The sequence below is a fragment of the Microbispora sp. KK1-11 genome (assembly GCF_006874435.1).
GTDB lineage: Bacteria > Actinomycetota > Actinomycetes > Streptosporangiales > Streptosporangiaceae > Microbispora > Microbispora catharanthi.
The window spans coordinates 1-17,209 of record NZ_VIRJ01000024.1; the positions used below are offsets into that span (position 1 = coordinate 1).

A 17,209-nucleotide genomic window follows, 5' to 3' on the forward strand; every position below is an offset into this window, starting at 1 on the left:
CTCCAGCCGCGCCCACTGCGCATCAGTCAGGTCGAACCGCCTCGTCACCGCTAAGGTGGCCAACGAGGTCTCCGGTGTTCAGGTTCTTCTTGGTCGATGAACCCTCTACCGGAGACCTCACTGCTTGTCCGGGCACGACACGCCGCCAGATAGCGGACTTCGAAACAGGCCCTAGACGACCAACCGCCTCCCCACCACCCGGCCGGCGCAGGTCATCCCTGCGAGCCGTTCGCGGACCATATGCGCGCGCCCCGGTGACCTGGATCGCTTGACGAGTGTGACGAGCGCCACATCTCCCCCATCACAGCCACCCTGACCTGCACTTTTGTGCATTTGATCCTTTTTGCGTGATCCTTACCCTTTTGGTGCCCTTTGCGACAATATGGGGCTACTTGGTAGTTTCCTTGCCCAACGACGGGGTCTCCGTGACGCCGCCGTTATGAACCCGGCCCGGCCGTGTTCGAACGACCATCCACTGTCACCGTCGCCACGTCCTCTCCGCCCCCCTGGGCGCCGGTGATGCCGAATCCGTGCCGGCAAGGAGGCTCGGAGCCGGGGAACCAATCGGCCTTCGACGAAGGTCTGGGGTGAATCGGCGCGCCAGCGCCGTAGGGCAACTTCCCTGCCCGAATCCGTCAGCTAACCCGGTAGGCGCAAGCGGAAGACCCTAGGGAGAGATCCCCTGTCCACCAACTCCACCACTCTGCTCCGCATTGCCTGCGTCACGATCAGTAGCGCAGCGCTCACCGCCTCTGCAGGAGCATTGAGCGCGCTCCCCGCGTCCGCCGCACCGGCGACGGCGACAGCCCCGCCCTCGGCCTCGACGGTCATCCCGCCCGAGCCCCCCGCCACGGTGACCACCCCGTACAACGGCGAAACTCCCGCGGCGTCCACGGCGGATGACTCCGCGAACACGAAGCTCACCAAGTCGGCCCTCCAGCAGGAGAAGGCCGAGCACGCCATCAAGGTGGCGAAGAAGCACCTCGGCGATCCGTACGTATGGGGCGCGACGGGCCCACGGGCGTTCGACTGCTCCGGGCTGGTCCAGTTCGCCTGGCGCAAGGCCGGCGTCAAGCTGCCGCGCACGACGTGGTCGATGCTCGACGCCGCCAAGAAGAGGGTCTCCCTGGCGCATCTCAAGCCTGGCGACCTCATCTTCACCAACGGCGGCGGCCACGTGGGCATGTACATAGGGCACAAGAAGGTGATCAGCGCCCCTCACAGCGGCGCGGTGGTCAGCGTCGGCAAGCTCAACGATTACTGGAGGGGGAGCTTCCTCGCCGCCGTACGCCCCGGCGTCTGACCCTGGGCCGTGGAGAGATCCTCGGCGGAGATGCCCCGACGCGTACCGCCGCCCGGGCCATCCCCGCCGAGAGCCGGCCAGGAGCAGGAGACTACGCGTGATCGCGCCAGGTGCACCCCGGCTGGGACGGCTAAGGCGGGACCCTGCGGGCGGAGGCCGCGAGCCGGTCGGCGAGCGCGGCGACAAGGCCGCGCAGTTCGTCCGGTCGCTCGATGACGAACGGCCGGTCGAGCGACGCGAGCACCGGAGGCAACCAGTCGAGCCGCTCCGCTCGCAACTCGACGCGGAGCCAGCCCTCGGTCTCGGGACCCGCGCCTTCCGCGGACGCGGACTCCTCCACAGTCGCGAGGCCGGCGGGAAGCCGGACGCGGATCTGCTCGACCGTCCCCTGGATCCGCAGGACCACTTCGTGCCGATACTGAGCCTTGGCGAACCCTGACAGGACGTGCTGCGCCGGATCGAACCCGGCGGGCGGATCGAACGAACCGGGCAGGGTCCTCGCGTCTGCGATGCGATCCAGCCGGAAGGTCCGATCCTCGCCGATCGCGGGATCCGCACCGGTGACGTACCACCGGCCCGAATGGGCGACGAGCCCGTACGGATGCAGCGTGCGTTCGCTGCGCCGGCCGTCGGCGGCGGTGTACCTGATCGAGATCGGCCGGCGATGGCGCACCGCATCGGCGACGGAGAGCAGGACCGCGGTCTCCGGGGCGGCGAAGTCGCCGGGCGGAGCCGTGAAGGCGAGGGATTCGAGCACGGTGTCGAGCCTGTGGGCGAGCCGCTCGGGCAGGACCCGCCGGATCTTGGCCGCCGCCGTCTCACTCGCCGTGTCCGTCGTCGTCGTCAACCCTGCCCGGCGACCGGCGACCAGGCCGAGCAGCACGGCGAGCGCTTCGTCGTCGCTCAGCATGAGCGGAGGCATGCGATATCCGGGGGCGAGCCGGTAGCCGCCGTAGCGGCCGCGCACCGACTCGACGGGCACGTCGAGGTCGATCAGGTGGTCCACGTACCGCCGCACGGTGCGCTCGTCGACACCGAGCCGGTCGGCGAGCTCGGCCATCGTCCGGATGCCACCCGACTGCAGGAGCTCCAGCAGCGTGAGAACGCGATGAGTAGGTCGAGCCACGTCACACAAACCTAGTGAAAATACTGGGCGGATTCTGTCCGGTATTCCCCCTAGTGTGCCATCGGAGAACGACCCCACGAACCAGGGAGATCACCATGGACTTCGTATCGATCCGCATCATCACGGATGACGTCGCGCGCCTCGTGGACTTCTACGAGCGAGCCACGGGAGTGGAGGCCAACTGGTCCACCGAGGACTTCGCCGAGCTCAGGACGGCCTCCGCCACCCTCGCGATCGGCAGCACCCGCACCGTCTCGCTCTTCGCCCCCGGCGCCGCCCAGCCGGCCGGCAACCGCAGTGTGATCGTCGAGTTCCTCGTCGACGACGTGGACGGCGTGCATCGGAACCTGGCCGGCTTCGTCGAGGAGTTCGTCAAGGAGCCCACCACGATGCCTTGGGGCAACCGGTCACTCCTGCTGCGTGACCCCGACGGCAACCTCGTCAACTTCTTCACCCCTGTCAGCCCCGCCGCCATCGAGAAGTTCGCCCGCTGACGACACCGCGATCGCCCGGTCAGCGTTCGGGGCCGCGGATGCCCTCGAGCACAAGCGCGACGTGCCTGCGCCAGCCACCGGCGCCGGTCATGTTGGCCATGGCGCCACGGGTGATGAGGACGAAGTCATCGGCGCGGAAGTCCTCACGGAGGCGGCCGGCGTCGACGGCGCGCCGCACGATGCGTTCGGTGATCACCGAGAAATCCGTCTTCTCTGCGGCGATGTCGTTCCAGCGCGGCTCTTCCGGGCCGAGAAGCGCGAAGCGGAACGCGGCGTCGGCCTGTGCGGACTCCAGGTAGCCGTAGAGGAGCGTCTCGAACGCCGTCCAGGGATCCTCGGCCTCGTCGGCGGCGCGGGCGAGGGTGGCCATCGCCTCGAACCTGCGGCCGATGATCGCCGCGAGTAGCGCTTGCTTGTCGGCGAAGTGCCGGTAGAGGGTGCCGACACCCAAGCCGGCGCGCTCGGCGATCTCGTCCATCTGCACGGCGTCGCCGCGCTGGGCGAACAGCTCACCGGCGGCGTCGAGGACGGCCTCGCGGTTGCGCCGGGCGTCGGCGCGCAGCGAGCGTTCGGGAGCGGTCATGGTCACTCCACTGTAGTTGACGATGCGCGGAAGCCGTCTCTATATTCGGAACCGGAATTCAGGTTCAGGTTATAGGAGATTCGATGATCGTCGTCACCACACCGACAGGACAGATCGGCAGTCAGCTGCTCCGTCGGCTGCTCGACCAGGATGAGGAGGTCCGGGTCGTCGTCCGTGACGCCTCGCGTCTGGACGACACGGTCCGCGAGCGGGTCGAGACCATCTCCGGCTCCCACGACGATCCGGCCGTGCTCGACAAGGCACTGCCCGGGGCCGAAGCGCTGTTCTGGCTCGTCCCGCCGAACCCGCGGGCGCCGAGCGCCGAGGAGCACTACCTCGGCTTCGCCAAGGCGGGCGCCGCCGCCATCGCCCGCCACGGTGTCGGCCACGTCGTCGGGGTCTCCAGCGCCGGGCACGGCTGGCCGACCCCGGCCGGCGTCCTCTCGGCGGCCTTCGCGATGGACGCCGAACTCGGCAGGTCCGGTGCGGCGTATCGGGCGCTGTCCATGCCCTTCTACATGGAGAACCTCCTCGGGCAACTCGATGCGATCCGCGGGCAAGGCGCGTTCTACCTGACCTGTGTGGGTGACCTGCCGCTGGCCTTGATCGCGACGCGGGACATCGCCGGCGCCGCCGCCGGCCTGCTCACCGATCTGTCCTGGACCGGGCAGGAGAACCTCCCCGTGTTCGGCCCCGACCGGCTGACCCCTGACGGCATGGCCGAGGTGATCAGCCAGGAGCTCGGGCGGCCGGTCACCTACCGGCGCATGAGCATGGACGACTACGCGTCGCTGCTCCGCTCCCGAGGGGCCGGCGACCAGACGATCAAGGACGTGACCGAGGCGTTCGCCGCTCAGGACCACGGCATCTACGACGCGGACTGGGCGACCGCCGAGCCCACGTCGACAGACTTCCGCACCTGGTGCAGGGAAGTGCTCAAGCCCGCCGCGGACGCCCGGGCGTCCTGACCCGGCGACGCGGGGCTACGCCGCGGCCGTGAAACGGGCGGTCTCGTCGCCGGTGGAGCAGAGCCGTCGACGATGAAATTTTCATCGCGGGGTCGACGGCAGCACGGCTTCTTCCCTGGTCACAACCGAAGGAATGGAGGGTTACACGCGAGGAACCATCGACGAGAAGACAAGATCCTTGACATGTCTCATGACTTCATATTTGCTCCGCTTCACCACCACCTCCAGTCGCCCGGCAGAGAGGAGCATTTGGTCGCCCCCCGTTACTGTTAGCGCTAACATGACGTCGGCTCAATGCCAGGCGGAATTTGCCGGGATCAACAGGGCCCGGCACAAGGCGCCTTCATCCGACATTCACCAGATCGAAGGCCGCATTCCGAGATTTCGCCGCGTTCTCCATCGGAACCGCCGAGGAGAGAACACGGCGGGCGCCATCCCAACGCTGACGGATATCTGAACTCGCCTTGCTCTTCGAGCAGGGAAGGGGCGAGCGCGCGCACGCCGACGTGGTCGGTCGCCGCGCTCCTCCGGGTCGACTGACGGTGGGCTCACTTAGCGTTCGAATCCGTCCGGGGAGGCCGCTCGGCCGGCATGCACATGCCGGCCACGGAGGCTCCACCGGACGAAGGAAAAACCAATTGCTTCCCTATCGATGTATGTCGATTTTCGAACGGCAAAGGGAGTTGCGTGAAGTTGAGACAGAGATCCATCTTTACCGCTATCGCGGCCGCCGCGCTTCTCGTCCTGACTACGGGACGCATGGCACTGAGCGACAGCCTCGGTGCGACCACGCCGTCCTCGACGAGCGCCGTCGCGGCGGCGACCGCCGGATGCGGCAAGGCCCCGACGCTGAGAAGCGGTTCACAGACGATCACGACCAGCGGCAAGAGTCGTAGCTGGATCCTGCGAATTCCCGACAACTACGACAACAACCACCCCTATCGGTTGATCTTCGCGTACCACTGGTTGAACGGCACCGCCCAGATTGTCGACACGGGCGGATCGGACGGAGCCGTCTGGTCCTACTACGGGCTCAAGCAACTGTCGAACAACAGCACGATCTTCATCGCGCCCCAGGGCATCAACAACGGCTGGGGCAACACCAACGGTGAAGACCTGACCTTCACCGACGACGTGCTGAGGCTCGTGGAAAGCAACCTGTGCGTCGATACGACGCAGCGCTTCGCCATGGGGTGGAGCTACGGCGGCTCGATGAGCTTCGCGGTCGCGTGTGCGCGCCCGACGATCTTCCGTGCGGTCGCGGTCTACTCCGGCGCGCAGCTCAGCGGGTGCAACGGCGGCACCCAGCCGGTCGCGTACATGGGGATTCACGGCACCCATGACTCGGTGCTCAACATCTCCAACGGACGGTCGCTGCGTGACAGGTTCGTCACGAACAACGGCTGCACCCCCATGACCCCGCGGGAACCCGCGCAGGGCAGCCTGACGCACATCATCACCGCCTACTCGGGCTGCCGGGCCGGATATCCGGTCGTCTGGGCCGCGTTCGACGGGGATCACACCCCCTCTCCGAACGATGGGTCCACCTCGACCAGCGGTGCCAGGACCTGGACGTCGGCAGAGGTGTGGAAGTTCTTCACGCAGTTCCAGTCCGGTCCGACGACGTCTCCTTCTCCCTCGCCGTCCCCGTCGTCGTCGCCCTCCTCGTCCCCCTCCTCGTCCCCGTCCTCGTCCCCGTCGCCTTCCCCGTCCCCGTCGCCCAGCGGTGGATCGGGCGCCTGCCGGGTCAGCGCCACCGTCAACGCCTGGAACAACGGGCTGACCGAGAACCTCACCATCACCAACACCGGCTCCTCGGCCGTCAACGGCTGGTCGCTGGTCTTCACCCTCCCCGGCGGACAGACCATCACCAGCGGCTGGAACGCCACCTACTCGCCCACCAGCGGACAGGTCACCGCGAAGAACGTGAGCTACAACGGCTCGCTGGCCCCTGGAGCCTCCACTGAGATCGGCTTCCAGGCCACCCACACCGGCAACGCCGCCAAGCCCACCGCGTTCACCCTCAACGGAAGCCCCTGCACCGTCGCCTGACCGACAAGGATCACCGGGGGTGGCGCCCAACCGGACTCCACCCCCGGGCCGCCTGCTGCACCTTTGCGATCAGGTCACGAAGGCGGCCAGGTGGTCTCACGTTGACTAGCCTCACCTGCATGCCGCTTGCCTCGGTCCCCAGCCCTTCCCAAGGGGTCTGGTATCTCGGATTCATCCCGATCCGGGCCTACGCATTGTGCTTCATCGTCGCGATCGTCTTCGGCACCTGGCTCAGCGAGCGCCGCTGGCGCGCCCGCGGCGGCGAGAAGGGCGCGATCAGCGACATCGCGGTCCCCGGAGTGATCTTCGGCCTGATCGGCGCTCGTCTCTACCACGTCATCACCGACTGGCAGACCTACTTCGGCCCGCGCGCGGTCAAGGAGCCCTACCGGGCGTTGTTCATCTGGGAAGGCGGGCTCAGCATCTGGGGCGCGGTCGCTCTGGGAGGCGTGGGCGTGTGGCTGGCCTGCCGCCGCCGGGGGCTGTCTCTGGGCACCGTGGCCGACACGGTCGCGCCCGGCATCGCGTTCGGGCAGGCGATCGCGCGCTGGGGCAACTGGTTCAACCAGGAGCTGTACGGCAGTCCGACCACGTTGCCGTGGGGCCTGGAGATCGACCAGGCGCACGGCGGCGAGCCAGGCGTGCTCTACCACCCGACGTTCCTGTACGAGTCGCTGTGGGACGCGGCGCTCGGTTTCGGCCTGATTCTGGCCGGCAGGCGGTTCACGCTCCGCCACGGCCGCCTGTTCGCCCTGTACGTCGCGGGCTACACGTTCGGGCGGTTCTGGATCGAGGGGCTGCGGATCGACCCGGTGGGCGGAGTGGACCACGCGGTGACGCTCCTGGGGCTGCGGATCAACCAGTGGACCTCGATCGTGCTGTTCATCGGCGCGCTGGTCTATCTCTGGGTGACGCGCAGCGGCGCTGCCGAGCGCCCGGATGAGCGCACCGGTGCCGCTGCTCCCTCATGACCGTTCCGTCACCGGGCCGGGCGTGAGCCCGGCGGCCAGAGCGTCGAGCATGCCCTGGCGGAACGCGCGCATGGACGGCGCCGTCGCATGGTGGTCGAAGTCGGCGCCGTGGTACATGCCGGGCTCGACGACGAGGTCGACCGGCACGCCGGCCGCTCTGAGCCGTCCGGCGTAGCGCAGGTTCTCCGAGTAGAACAGGTCGAGGTCGCCGACGCCGATCCACGCGGGCGGTAGCCCACGCAGGTCCTCCCGGCGGCCCGCCGCGGCGTAGGGGCGGGATTCGGCGACGCTCGGCCCGTGACCGAGATAGCAGGTCCAGGCGTACGTGTTGGAGCGGGGCGTCCATCCGATCCTGCCGCGTCCCCGATGGTCGCGCACCAGGGCCGTACGGTCGTCCAGCATGGGATAGAGGAGCAGCTGGAACGCCACCGGCAGCCCGTGGTCGTGCGCCTTCTGCACGACCGAGGCCGCCAGCCCGCCGCCGGCGCTCGCTCCGCCCACCGCGACACGCGTACCTTCCCCGCCGAGTGCGGGGGCGGCGTCGTGCAGCCAGCGCAACGCGGCGAAGCAGTCGTCGAACCCGGCGGGGAAGGGGTGCTCAGGAGCGAGCCGGTAGCGTGGGCTCACCACCACGATCCGCAGGTCGCGGGCGATGCGGCTGCACAGTTCGTGGTCGCTCTCGGGGTGGCCGAGGATCGTGCCGCCCCCGTGGATCCACAGCAGCGCCCCGCCGGGGCGCCGGCGACCGGGCGGCTCGTACACGAAGGCGTCCCGTCCGCCGGGGACGTCGTGCCGCGTGACCGCCACCCCAGGGACCGGGTCCGTGGTGTGGCGCGAGCGCCGCCGGGCGCGGGCCAGGCTCAGCCTGCCGACGATCGGGCGCGGCAGCCACAGCGCGGGTGCCCTCAGCTCCGGCGCGACGGCGGACAGTGAGTGGTGACGACGCGCCGCGGAGACCGCCACCGAGGCGGCGGCGGCCGTCGCGAGCACTCCCGCCGCAGCACCGCACGAGGTGCTCAACGCCCTGCTCCCGAGGACACGGGAACGACCACAGAGGTGGCGTCCTCGTTCAGGATGAGTTCGAGAACGGGCGCGATCGTCCCGCCGAAGGCGGCCCTGGCCTCGTCGGGCCCGGCCTTCCACGGGTCCTGTCCTCCGTCGGCGCGGTAGTTGAGGAAGCTCACGACCTTCAGGTCGGGCAGGACCAGCCAGGCGTACGCCTGGTCGGGCTCCTCCGCGGGGTTGCGCAGCACGAGCCCCGAGCCGTTGAGCGGCGTGTACGGCCCGGTGAGGTGGGGGGCGACGAAGCCGTAGAGCCCTGTGGGCGCGCTTCCCGGCGGGTGGAACGAGTGACGGTGTGTGCAGAAGAAGAGGTAGTACGACGACCGGTGCACCACGACGTGCGGCCGTTCGATCTCGTGGTTGACTCCGTCGGCCACGAGGAGCGGCGGCCGCAGCGACCAGCCGCCCGGTGTGGCGGCGGCGAGGGCCACCGCCCCCATGAAGGCGTGGTCCGCGTCGGCGGACGCCGCGACGGACGCGGCGACGAGCAGATACTCGCGCCCGTCGGCGGGGTCGCGGAACCAACCCGGATCGCGGAAGGCCCTGATCCGCCCGGGTCCTCCCTCGACCTCGTCGGCCGGCAGGTACGTCACGCCGTCCGAGCGGAGGACCTCCCGGTGCTCGGCTGCCTGGTCCAGCAGGACCCGGCCGCCGTCGGTCACCAGCCGGGCGCGGGCCTCGACGACGGTCTGGGCGAACGTCGGGCGGGCCTCCCCTCGCCGGCCCGCGGCCGTGTAGAACACCGACACCGTGCCGTCCGGTCTGCGGACCGCCGATCCCGACCATTCGCGGCTGCCCGGCGAGGCTCCGTCGGCGAAGGCGTGGCCGAGGTCGGTCCAGCCGTCGGCGTCCCTGGCGAGCAGCCGGAGGCGGGCGCGGTCGTGTCGTTCCTCGGGGTGGCCGAGGGCGGATGCGGAAAGCGCCATCCACAACTCGCGGCCCCGCACCACGGACGTCGAGCCGTCCTCCTCCTGAATCGGCCACAGATCCCAAACGTCGTCGTGAGGCAGCACGCGCGGCGGTGCCGGAAGGCCGATGACCGGCGCCGTCGTCGCCGCACCGCCGGCCGGCGCGGCCAGGTGCCGCCGTGTCCAGCGCGCGGGCTCGCCGTTCACGCGGTCCCCCCGTCACGTCGCCGTCCGCCGGCGAGCGCCTCGTACGCGCCGGACCGGATATCCGGTCCGGGCGTGCCGTCTCGCCGCCCCCATGGAGCCATTCGAAGAACCTCCAACTCGGTCGCGCGGGGCGTTTCCCCGCGCGTCTCGGAAAGCGTCATCAGAAACGGGGTCAGTCCGGCGTGGGCCGGGCCGCGCGTGCGAGTTCCACGGCTCCGGCCACTCCCGAGCGGTCTCCAAGGGAGGGGCCGGTGACGTACTCCTCCATCGCCGCGGGACCGGCGGGCACCGGCGCCCCCGGGTAGCCGGCGGCGAGGGCGAGCAGCCGCGCCCGCACGGCCGGAAGCAGCGCGGGGTGCTTGGCGACGCCCCCGCCCACGACGACCCGCTCGGGCGACAGCGCGTAGGTCAGGTTCATGACCGCGAGGGCGACGTACTCGGCCTCGAGTTCCCAGGCCGACGGGTCGTCCATGTGCTCGGCCGGACGCCCCCAGCGACGGCGCATCGCCTCACCCGACGCGAGCCCTTCGAGACAGTCGCCGTGGAAGGGACAGCTCCCCGCGAACGGGTCCCTGACCGGGTCGTGGGGGATGCGGATGTGGCCGAACTCCGGGTGCAGAAGTCCGTGCAGGAGTCCGTGCACGCGCCCGTCGTTCACCACCACTCCCACGCCGACGCCGGTGCCCACGGTCATGTACGCGAACGTGCCGAGCCCCATGCCCGCTCCCCGCCGCCATTCCCCCAGCGCCGCGGCGTTGACGTCCGTGTCCAGGCGGACGGGTACGCCCAGCGCGGCGCGGAAGGGGGAGACGACGTCGACGTTCGCCCAGCCCGGCTTGGGCGTGGCCAGGATGCGGCCGTACGTCGGCGAGCCCGGTCGCACATCCACCGGGCCGAAGGTGCCGATGCCGAGCGCGGCGAGCGGTTGACGGTCCCGGAAGAACCGCACCGCGGCGCCGATGGTCGTCTCCGGCGTGCTCGTGGGGATCACTTCGGTCGCGAGAACGTCTCCCCCGGCGTCGGCGACCGCGCACACCCACTTCGTCCCGCCCGCTTCGATCCCCCCGTAGAACGGGGCGGCTCCGTCCACGCGCGTCACCCCTTCAGGGAGCCCTGGAGCAGAGCCGTGACGAAGCGGCGCTGGAAGATGAGGAAGATGACGAGCGTAGGGGTCAGGATCAGCAGCGACCCGGCGCACAGCAGCGGCATGTCGGTCCCCCACTGCCCCTGGAAGGCGCCCAGTGCCCCGGACATCGTCCGCTTCAACGGGTCGTCGACGAGGACGATCGCCAGGAGGAACTGGTTCCAGGTCCACAGGAACAGCAGGATCGCCAGGGACGACAGCGCCGGCATGGCCAGCGGGACGTGGATGCGCCAGAAGAGCTGCCACACGTTCGCGCCGTCCATCCGCGCGCTCTCGGACAGCGCGTCGGGCACGTTGACGAAGTGCGCCCGCATCCAGAAGACCGCGAACGGCATGAACAGCCCGATGAGCGGCAGGATGATGGCCCACCGGGTGTTCAGCAGCCCCATGTCGCGCACCTGGTAGTACAGCGGCGTGATGATCCCCTCGAACGGCAGCGTCAGCCCGAGCACGAACACGAGGAACACAAGATTCCGTCCCGCCATCCGCAGGTGACCGATGGCGAAACCCGCCAGCGTCCCGAGGAGCAGCGAGACGGGCACCACGCCGAGCACGATGAGCACGCTCGATTTGATCAGCTCGATCATCCGCGCGGCCTGGAACGCCTTGACGAAGTTGCCCCACTGCGGATCGCGCGGCCACTCCAGGCCGGACGGGTAGCTGCCGGACGGGTGCAGGGCGGTGACGAACAGGCTGACGAACGGCATGAGCGTGACCGCCATCAGCAGGACGAGCAGCACCCTTGCGGTCCACGTCTCCCGACGTCCGACGATCATGAGGACCTGTCCTTGGTGAGCCACTGGATGGGAAGGGCGACGAGGAGGACGAGCACCATGAGCACGACGGCCAGCGCGGACGCCATGCCCACCTGCCGCTCCGAGAAGGCCAGATAGTAGATCTCCAGCCCCGGGACCATGGTCGCGTTACCCGGACCGCCCTGCGTGGAGACGTAGACGATGTCGAAGCTCGCCAGCGCGGCGATCACGGTCACCGTGACGCAGACGCCGATCTCCTGCCGCAGGCTGGGCACGGTGATTGAGACGAACTCGCGCAGCGGCCCTGCTCCGTCCATCCGGGCCGCCTCGTACAGCGCCGGATCGATCTTGCTCATGCCGGACAGGAGAAGGATCGTGCACAGGCCGAGCAGCACCCACGCCCCGATCACGCCGACCGCCGGCAGGGCCGTGGAGAAGTCGCCCAGCCACGCGCGTGCCACACCGCCGAGCCCGGCGTACGTGAGCAGCTGGTTGACCAGTCCGGTCGACGACAACAGCCAGCTCCAGGCGATGCCGGCGGCGACGAGCGGGATGACCTGCGGCAGGAACAGGACCGTCCGCGCCACCAGCGCGAGCCGGCTCGTGGCGATCCTGCGGATCGTCGAAGCGATCACCAGGCCCAGCACGACCGGGATCACGCTGAAGAAGACGATCAGCTTGACCGCGTTGAGGATGGAGGCGAACAGGTCGGGATCGGTGAACACCCTGGCGTAGTTGCCGAGTCCTGCCCAGGTGGACGGGCCGATGCCGTCCCAGCGGTACATCGAGTACTGGACGGTGAGGGCTATCGGCCGTAGGACGAAGACCGCGTAGACGATGAGCGCCGGAGCCACGAACAGCCAGCCGACCCAACTCGGCGTGCGGAGCCCCGCCGCGCGGGCGGGGCTCTGCTTCCTGGTCACGGGCTTCCTCGTCACGGCTGCCGGCCCGGGGCGGGTCGCAGGGGGATCGACCGCGCTGTCGGGAGTCGGCCGTGTCATCGGTGCTCAGCTCCCCCCGACCTGGGTCGTGTAGTCGCTCTGCACCGACTTCAGCAGCTCCTCGGGGGTCTGCTGCCCGGCGACCAGCTTCTGCAACTGGGGCGTCCAGCTCTTGGCGTAGATCGCGCCGGTGGCGTTGGCGATGAAGTCCATCGAGCCGTTGTCCTCGGCGATCTTCGCCCCTGCCTCCAGGGTGCTCGCGGTGACCGTGCCCTTCGTCACCTCCGGCATGGGGGCGTCCGCCGGGCCCATCGGGTGCGACCCGCCGACCTTCACGCCGATCTCACGCGCCTTCGGGTCGGTCGCCACCCAGTTGAGGAAGAACGCCGCGCAGTCGGCGTTCTTCGCCCTGGAGCTGATCCCGTAGGTGAGGGGCGCCGACATCGCGGCCTGCTTGCCGCCCTGCTGCGCCGGCGGCATCAGGAAGAAGCCCACGTCGCCCGGCATCTGCTTGTCGAGGTTCCCCGACTCCCAGTCGCCGTTGAACATGAACAGGCCCTCGCCCTTGATGAAGCGGCTCATCATCGTCGCGTAGTCGACGGCGTTGACGTCCTTCCAGAAGTAGCCGGCCTTGATCCACTTCTCCAGGTGCTGCGTCGCCTGCAGGTTGGAGGGGGTGTCGATCGTGGCGCCCGGCTTCTGGTAGATCCAGTCGTTGATCGGCCCCGAGGGACCGTACGCGGCCATGAGGTCCTGCAGCGGGAAGGCGAGACCGCCGGTGGCCCCGCCGTTGAACTGGGCGATCGGGGTGATGCCCGCGCTCTTGGCCTTCGCGAGCGCGTCGTCCAGTTCGGCCAGGGTGGCCGGCGGGGACGACAGGCCGATCTTGGCGGCGAGCTTCTTGTTGTAGAACACGCCGGTCATGCTGAAGTTCAGCCCCATGGCGTACAGCGAGCCCTCGCCGCGGGTCTTCCCGCCGGGGGCCATGCGCATCTGTTCCAGCTGGGAGGCCGGCCAGGAATCCCAGCCGAACGCCTTCGCGTAACCGTCGAGGTTCTTCAGCAGGTTGTTCTTCACCAGCTCAGACACCTGCGGAAGCCGCATCAGGTCCGGCGGATCGTCGGCGAGGACGCGCGGCGCGTTCTGCGTGATCACCGCGAACTGGTCCTCGCGGATGTTCCATTTCACGTTCGGGTGCTGCTTGGAGAACTCGGTGCTGAGCTCCTTCGGCAGAGGGAAGCCGGTCTCGATGTAGGCGTTCAGCGTGACCGGCGCCGTGCCGCAGGTCGGCGCGGCCGCCAGGGAAGCGCCGGTGGCCTCCGGCTGGGGGGCGTCGCCGCCGGGCGCCCCGCAGCCCGCCGCCAGCGTCCCCCCCATCACGACCGCGAGCGCGGCCCCGTTCCAGCGAGTTCGACGCGACATCTGCGTCTCCTTGATTGCTCGGGGACTCGCCGGCACACACCGGATGCCCCAGGACTCAGGTTTGCTAAATCGGATTAGCAGTGCGATAGTCTCATCACACGAGTCGCGGGGTGTCAACCCCCACATCGCAGGAGGTCATCCGGTGAGCCCACGACGGGTCACGCTGGCGGATGTCGCCAAGATCGCCGGCGTCTCGCCGACCACCGCGTCGCTCGCGTTGTCCGGACGCGGCCGGGAGTTGCGCATCTCTCAGGATGTCGAGCAGCGCGTCCTCAAGGCCGCGGCCGAGTTGCAGTACCGGCCGAACATCGTATCCGTAGGCCTGCGAACTGGGACAACTCGGACTATCGGCTTTGTTTCGGATACGGTCGCCACGTCGCGGCTCGCCGGCGACATGATCAAAGGAGCACTCGAGGCCGCGCGGGAGCGCGGCTTCATGCTGTTCATCGGTGAGACGGAGGGGGACGCCGAACTCGAGCGGCTCCTGCTGCAGGCCATGCACGACCGTCAGGTGGACGGGATCATCCTGGCCGCGATGTACACGAGAACCATCAGGGTGCCGAAGGGCATGGCGGTCGCCCCCGCCGTCCTGCTCAACGCGCTCCCCAAACAGCCGTCACCGCTACCCTCGGTCATCCCCGACGAGATCGAGGCCGGACGCGTAGCCGCGAGGGCTCTGCTCGACGCCGGCCATCGCGAGGGCATCCACCTGATCGGCGCCGGCCCCGGACGGCGCAACATGCCGGCGGGCGGAAGTGTCGCGGCCGTCGAACGGCTCATCGGCATTCGCGAGGTGCTCGCCGAGGCGGGGGTCAAACCGGCGGGCGGCCACGTCTGCCCCGACTGGCAGCCGGAGTACGGCCTCGCCGCGACCCGGGCGCTGCTGCAGAAGGAGCGCCCGCGAGCGTTGATCTGCTTCAACGACCGGATCGCCCTGGGCGCCTACCAGGCGCTCGACGACTTCGGGCTCAAGGTGCCCGCCGACGTCTCCGTCGTGTCCTTCGACGACCACCCCATCGCCTCGTGGATGCGTCCCCAGCTGACGACGGTGGCCCTCCCCCACTACGAGCTCGGCCGCAAGGCCGTCGACGTGCTGTTCACGGAAATCGGCCGTGACCGTGAGGACGACGGCGGGGAGGGCGAGGTGCATCGCGTGCCGATGCCCATCCGCCTCCGGGAGTCGGTCGCGTCGCCGGGCGCCTGAACGGCACGCCGGTCGCTGCCATGGCGATTCGCGCGGTGGAGCGGTGGGCCGGTCGCGGGCTGACCGGCTGCCCGCAGCCGGCCTGGGCCGGAACGGCATCGCCCCGGCCCAGAGTGCGTGGATCTAGGAGCTGCCTCACGGCCGGATGCCTGCCGGGAACCCGGTCCAGCGCAGGTCGGGCGGGAGGTGGCTCATGTCGTTGAACATCACGATCGTGGGCGGCAGGTTGTTGCGATACTCGATCACCGTCAGCGCGGTGTTGGCGCTGTTCAACCCGAGCCACCGGGGTGGCGGCGCGTCCAGCGCGTGCCGCACCAGCCACGCGATCGGGTAGGCGTGCGTCACCAGGACCTCGTGTGTGTCGGGCTGTGTCCCTTGCGTCGCCGGGTCGGGAACCTTCGCGAACCGGGTGATCAGGGCCTCGGCGAGGCTCTCGCCCGAGGCCGCCTCGGCGTCGTCGTAGCCGTCGAAGAAGCCGGTCCAGGACGGGGGCGTTTCGGCCGCGCTGGGGACGTAGGGCACGTGGTCGACGAGTTCGGCGGCCTCGGTTACGGGCACGTTCGGCAGGTGACGGGCGAGTTCGTGCGCGCTCGCCACGGCGCGTGGCAGCGGAGAGTGCCACACGGCGTCGATGGGCACACCGGCGAGCCGTTCGCCCAGCAGGCCCGCCTGCCGGCGCCCGATTTCGGTGAGTGTTCCAAACGCGTCGGCCGCGCCGTGGCGTGCCAGGTAGAGGCGCCGAGTTGTCATGCGTCGTCAGGGGCGGCGTCCGTGCGGGCCGTTTCCCCTCTCCTTGCGATCGGTACGTGTGGGTTCTGCCGCGTTGTCGCCGTGACGGTGCCGGAGGTGCCGTCGACGGTGATGACGGTGTCGTCGCGGAGCCTGCTCGTCGCGTTCGGAATGCCGAGGACGGCGGGGATGGCGTGCTCCCGGGCGACGATCGCGGCGTGCGAGAGCACGCCTCCTGTTTCGGTGACGACGCCGGCGGCGATGCGCAGCAGCGGCGTCCACGCAGGGTCGGTGAAGGGGCAGACGAGGATGTCGCCCGGGCGCACGCGCGCGAAATCGCCGGGGCCACGGACGACCCTCGCGGTGCCGGTCACGGCCCCGCGGCTGCCTGGTGTCCCGGTGAGCGTGGCGGCCGGGATGCCGGAAGGCGACGTCGGTGGGAGTGCGGCGGTGACCGGCCGTGCCTGCAGAACCCAGATGCGGCCGTCGGCGATCGCCCACTCGATGTCCTGCGGTCCACCGAGCACGGCGGCGATCTGTGTGCCCAGCTCGGCCAGCTGCGTGGCGGTCGCGTCGTCGACCGCCGGCTGGTTGCGGGCAGCGGTGGGCACGTCGCGGACGACGAGCTGCGTGCCGCGCCGGTCAAGGCGCTTCTGCTTGGCTGCGACGACGCTGGTGACCGACCCGTCCTCGGCGACGCGGTAGGCGTCAGGGGTGACCTTGCCCTCGACGATGCTGGGGCCGAGGCCCCAGGACGCCTCGATCCGGGTCGGGTCGTTCGGGTCCGCGGGTGTGAACATGACCCCGGATATCTCGGCATCCAGATGGCGTTGGACGATGACGGCCATCAGAAGATCGTCGGACGGTCGGTCGCCGCGACCGGAGGCGGCCCGGTAGGCGATGGCACGCGGGGAGAACAGCGAGGCCCAGCAGGCACGCACGGCCTCGGCGACCGCACTGACTCCGTGCACGGCGAGGAAGCTCTCGTGCTGACCGGCCGCCGACGCCTGACCGGTGTCTTCCTTGGCTCCCGATGATCTCACCGCCACGGGTGGATCGCCGATCTCTTCGAGCGCGCGTCCCAGCGCATCGATCACGGCCGCGTGGACCGGGTGGGCCTCGATCGCCTGCCGCACCGCGTCGGCGTCGTCCGGCTCGCCGCCGAATGGCTCGAGGTCCAGGTCGCGGACAGCGGCGAGGTAGGCGGCGAACGGGACGACGAAGCCGTCAGGAACCGGCAGACCCGCGCGGAGCAATGTGCCGAGTGCGCCGGCCTTGCCTCCGCAGGTATCGGCGACAGCCTCCATGAGGGGTACGATCACCCGCTCCATCCTTCAACA

Annotated in this window: 16 protein-coding genes and 1 riboswitch; of the genes, 6 read left to right on the forward strand and 10 right to left on the reverse strand. The window is 69.7% G+C overall.

Features of this window, described 5'->3' with window-relative positions; all coding sequences use genetic code 11:
- Positions 1-510 precede the first annotated feature (510 nt).
- Positions 511-669: riboswitch (cyclic di-AMP (ydaO/yuaA leader) on the forward strand.
- A 94-nt stretch (positions 670-763) separates the two neighbouring features.
- Positions 764-1,303, forward strand: coding sequence for a C40 family peptidase (locus FLW16_RS28770; RefSeq protein WP_185949635.1), 540 nt, complete (start codon positions 764-766; stop codon positions 1,301-1,303).
- Positions 1,304-1,433: 130 nt separating this feature from the next.
- Here FLW16_RS28770 and FLW16_RS28775 read toward each other — a convergent pair whose 3' ends face one another.
- Entirely contained in the window at positions 1,434-2,429 is a 996-nt protein-coding gene (locus FLW16_RS28775) for a YafY family protein (protein WP_142563279.1), read from the reverse strand.
- A gap of 95 nt (positions 2,430-2,524) precedes the next feature.
- Here FLW16_RS28775 and FLW16_RS28780 point away from each other — a divergent pair, with 95 nt between their 5' ends.
- A complete protein-coding gene (locus tag FLW16_RS28780; RefSeq protein ID WP_142563280.1) occupies positions 2,525-2,923 on the forward strand; it encodes a VOC family protein in 399 nt (132 codons plus the stop codon).
- Between the two features lie 19 nt (positions 2,924-2,942).
- Here FLW16_RS28780 and FLW16_RS28785 read toward each other — a convergent pair whose 3' ends face one another.
- Positions 2,943-3,506, reverse strand: a complete 564-nt coding sequence (locus FLW16_RS28785; protein ID WP_142563281.1) for a TetR/AcrR family transcriptional regulator — start codon at positions 3,504-3,506, stop codon at positions 2,943-2,945.
- Between the two features lie 83 nt (positions 3,507-3,589).
- Here FLW16_RS28785 and FLW16_RS28790 point away from each other — a divergent pair, with 83 nt between their 5' ends.
- The 3 genes from FLW16_RS28790 to lgt all read left to right on the forward strand — a co-directional run bounded on the left by FLW16_RS28790 (position 3,590) and on the right by lgt (position 7,497).
- Positions 3,590-4,474, forward strand: a complete 885-nt coding sequence (locus FLW16_RS28790; protein WP_142563282.1) for an NAD(P)H-binding protein — start codon at positions 3,590-3,592, stop codon at positions 4,472-4,474.
- A gap of 759 nt (positions 4,475-5,233) precedes the next feature.
- A complete protein-coding gene (locus FLW16_RS28795; RefSeq protein ID WP_142563283.1) occupies positions 5,234-6,526 on the forward strand; it encodes a cellulose binding domain-containing protein in 1,293 nt (430 codons plus the stop codon).
- 119 nt (positions 6,527-6,645) lie between these two features.
- Positions 6,646-7,497: a prolipoprotein diacylglyceryl transferase gene (gene lgt / locus FLW16_RS28800; RefSeq protein ID WP_142563284.1), complete on the forward strand. Its 852-nt coding sequence runs from the start codon at positions 6,646-6,648 to the stop codon at positions 7,495-7,497.
- Here lgt and FLW16_RS28805 read toward each other — a convergent pair.
- The 6 genes from FLW16_RS28805 to FLW16_RS28830 all read right to left on the reverse strand — a co-directional run bounded on the left by FLW16_RS28805 (position 7,492) and on the right by FLW16_RS28830 (position 13,936).
- Entirely contained in the window at positions 7,492-8,517 is a 1,026-nt protein-coding gene (locus tag FLW16_RS28805) for an alpha/beta hydrolase (RefSeq protein WP_221891335.1), read from the reverse strand. The two genes, lgt and FLW16_RS28805, sit on opposite strands and share 6 nt — an antisense overlap.
- Positions 8,514-9,674: a glycoside hydrolase family 68 protein gene (locus FLW16_RS28810; RefSeq protein ID WP_142563285.1), complete on the reverse strand. Its 1,161-nt coding sequence runs from the start codon at positions 9,672-9,674 to the stop codon at positions 8,514-8,516. Before FLW16_RS28810 ends, FLW16_RS28805 begins: the two co-directional genes overlap by 4 nt.
- Before the next feature lie 172 nt (positions 9,675-9,846).
- Positions 9,847-10,764: an ROK family protein gene (locus FLW16_RS28815; RefSeq protein ID WP_142563286.1), complete on the reverse strand. Its 918-nt coding sequence runs from the start codon at positions 10,762-10,764 to the stop codon at positions 9,847-9,849.
- Positions 10,765-10,769: 5 nt separating this feature from the next.
- Positions 10,770-11,594 (reverse strand): carbohydrate ABC transporter permease, encoded by an 825-nt coding sequence (locus tag FLW16_RS28820; RefSeq protein WP_142563287.1) that lies wholly within the window; start codon positions 11,592-11,594, stop codon positions 10,770-10,772.
- The gene (locus tag FLW16_RS28825) at positions 11,591-12,496 is read right to left on the reverse strand and encodes a carbohydrate ABC transporter permease (RefSeq protein WP_221891336.1); all 906 of its coding nucleotides are present in this window, start codon (positions 12,494-12,496) and stop codon (positions 11,591-11,593) included. The genes FLW16_RS28820 and FLW16_RS28825 overlap by 4 nt, the downstream gene beginning before the upstream one ends.
- A gap of 84 nt (positions 12,497-12,580) precedes the next feature.
- On the reverse strand, positions 12,581-13,936 hold the full coding sequence (locus FLW16_RS28830) for an ABC transporter substrate-binding protein (protein ID WP_142563289.1): 1,356 nt from the start codon (positions 13,934-13,936) through the stop codon (positions 12,581-12,583).
- A gap of 43 nt (positions 13,937-13,979) precedes the next feature.
- On the opposite strand from FLW16_RS28830, the gene FLW16_RS28835 reads away from it, so the two are divergent.
- Positions 13,980-15,140 (forward strand): LacI family DNA-binding transcriptional regulator, encoded by a 1,161-nt coding sequence (locus FLW16_RS28835; protein ID WP_142563290.1) that lies wholly within the window; start codon positions 13,980-13,982, stop codon positions 15,138-15,140.
- A 135-nt stretch (positions 15,141-15,275) separates the two neighbouring features.
- Here FLW16_RS28835 and FLW16_RS28840 read toward each other — a convergent pair whose 3' ends face one another.
- Together FLW16_RS28840 and FLW16_RS28845 are read right to left on the reverse strand one after the other, a co-directional pair.
- The gene (locus FLW16_RS28840; protein ID WP_142563291.1) at positions 15,276-15,890 is read right to left on the reverse strand and encodes a histidine phosphatase family protein; all 615 of its coding nucleotides are present in this window, start codon (positions 15,888-15,890) and stop codon (positions 15,276-15,278) included.
- Positions 15,887-17,200, reverse strand: coding sequence for a PEP/pyruvate-binding domain-containing protein (locus FLW16_RS28845; RefSeq protein ID WP_396686813.1), 1,314 nt, complete (start codon positions 17,198-17,200; stop codon positions 15,887-15,889). Before FLW16_RS28845 ends, FLW16_RS28840 begins: the two co-directional genes overlap by 4 nt.
- Between the last annotated feature and the right edge of the window lie 9 nt (positions 17,201-17,209).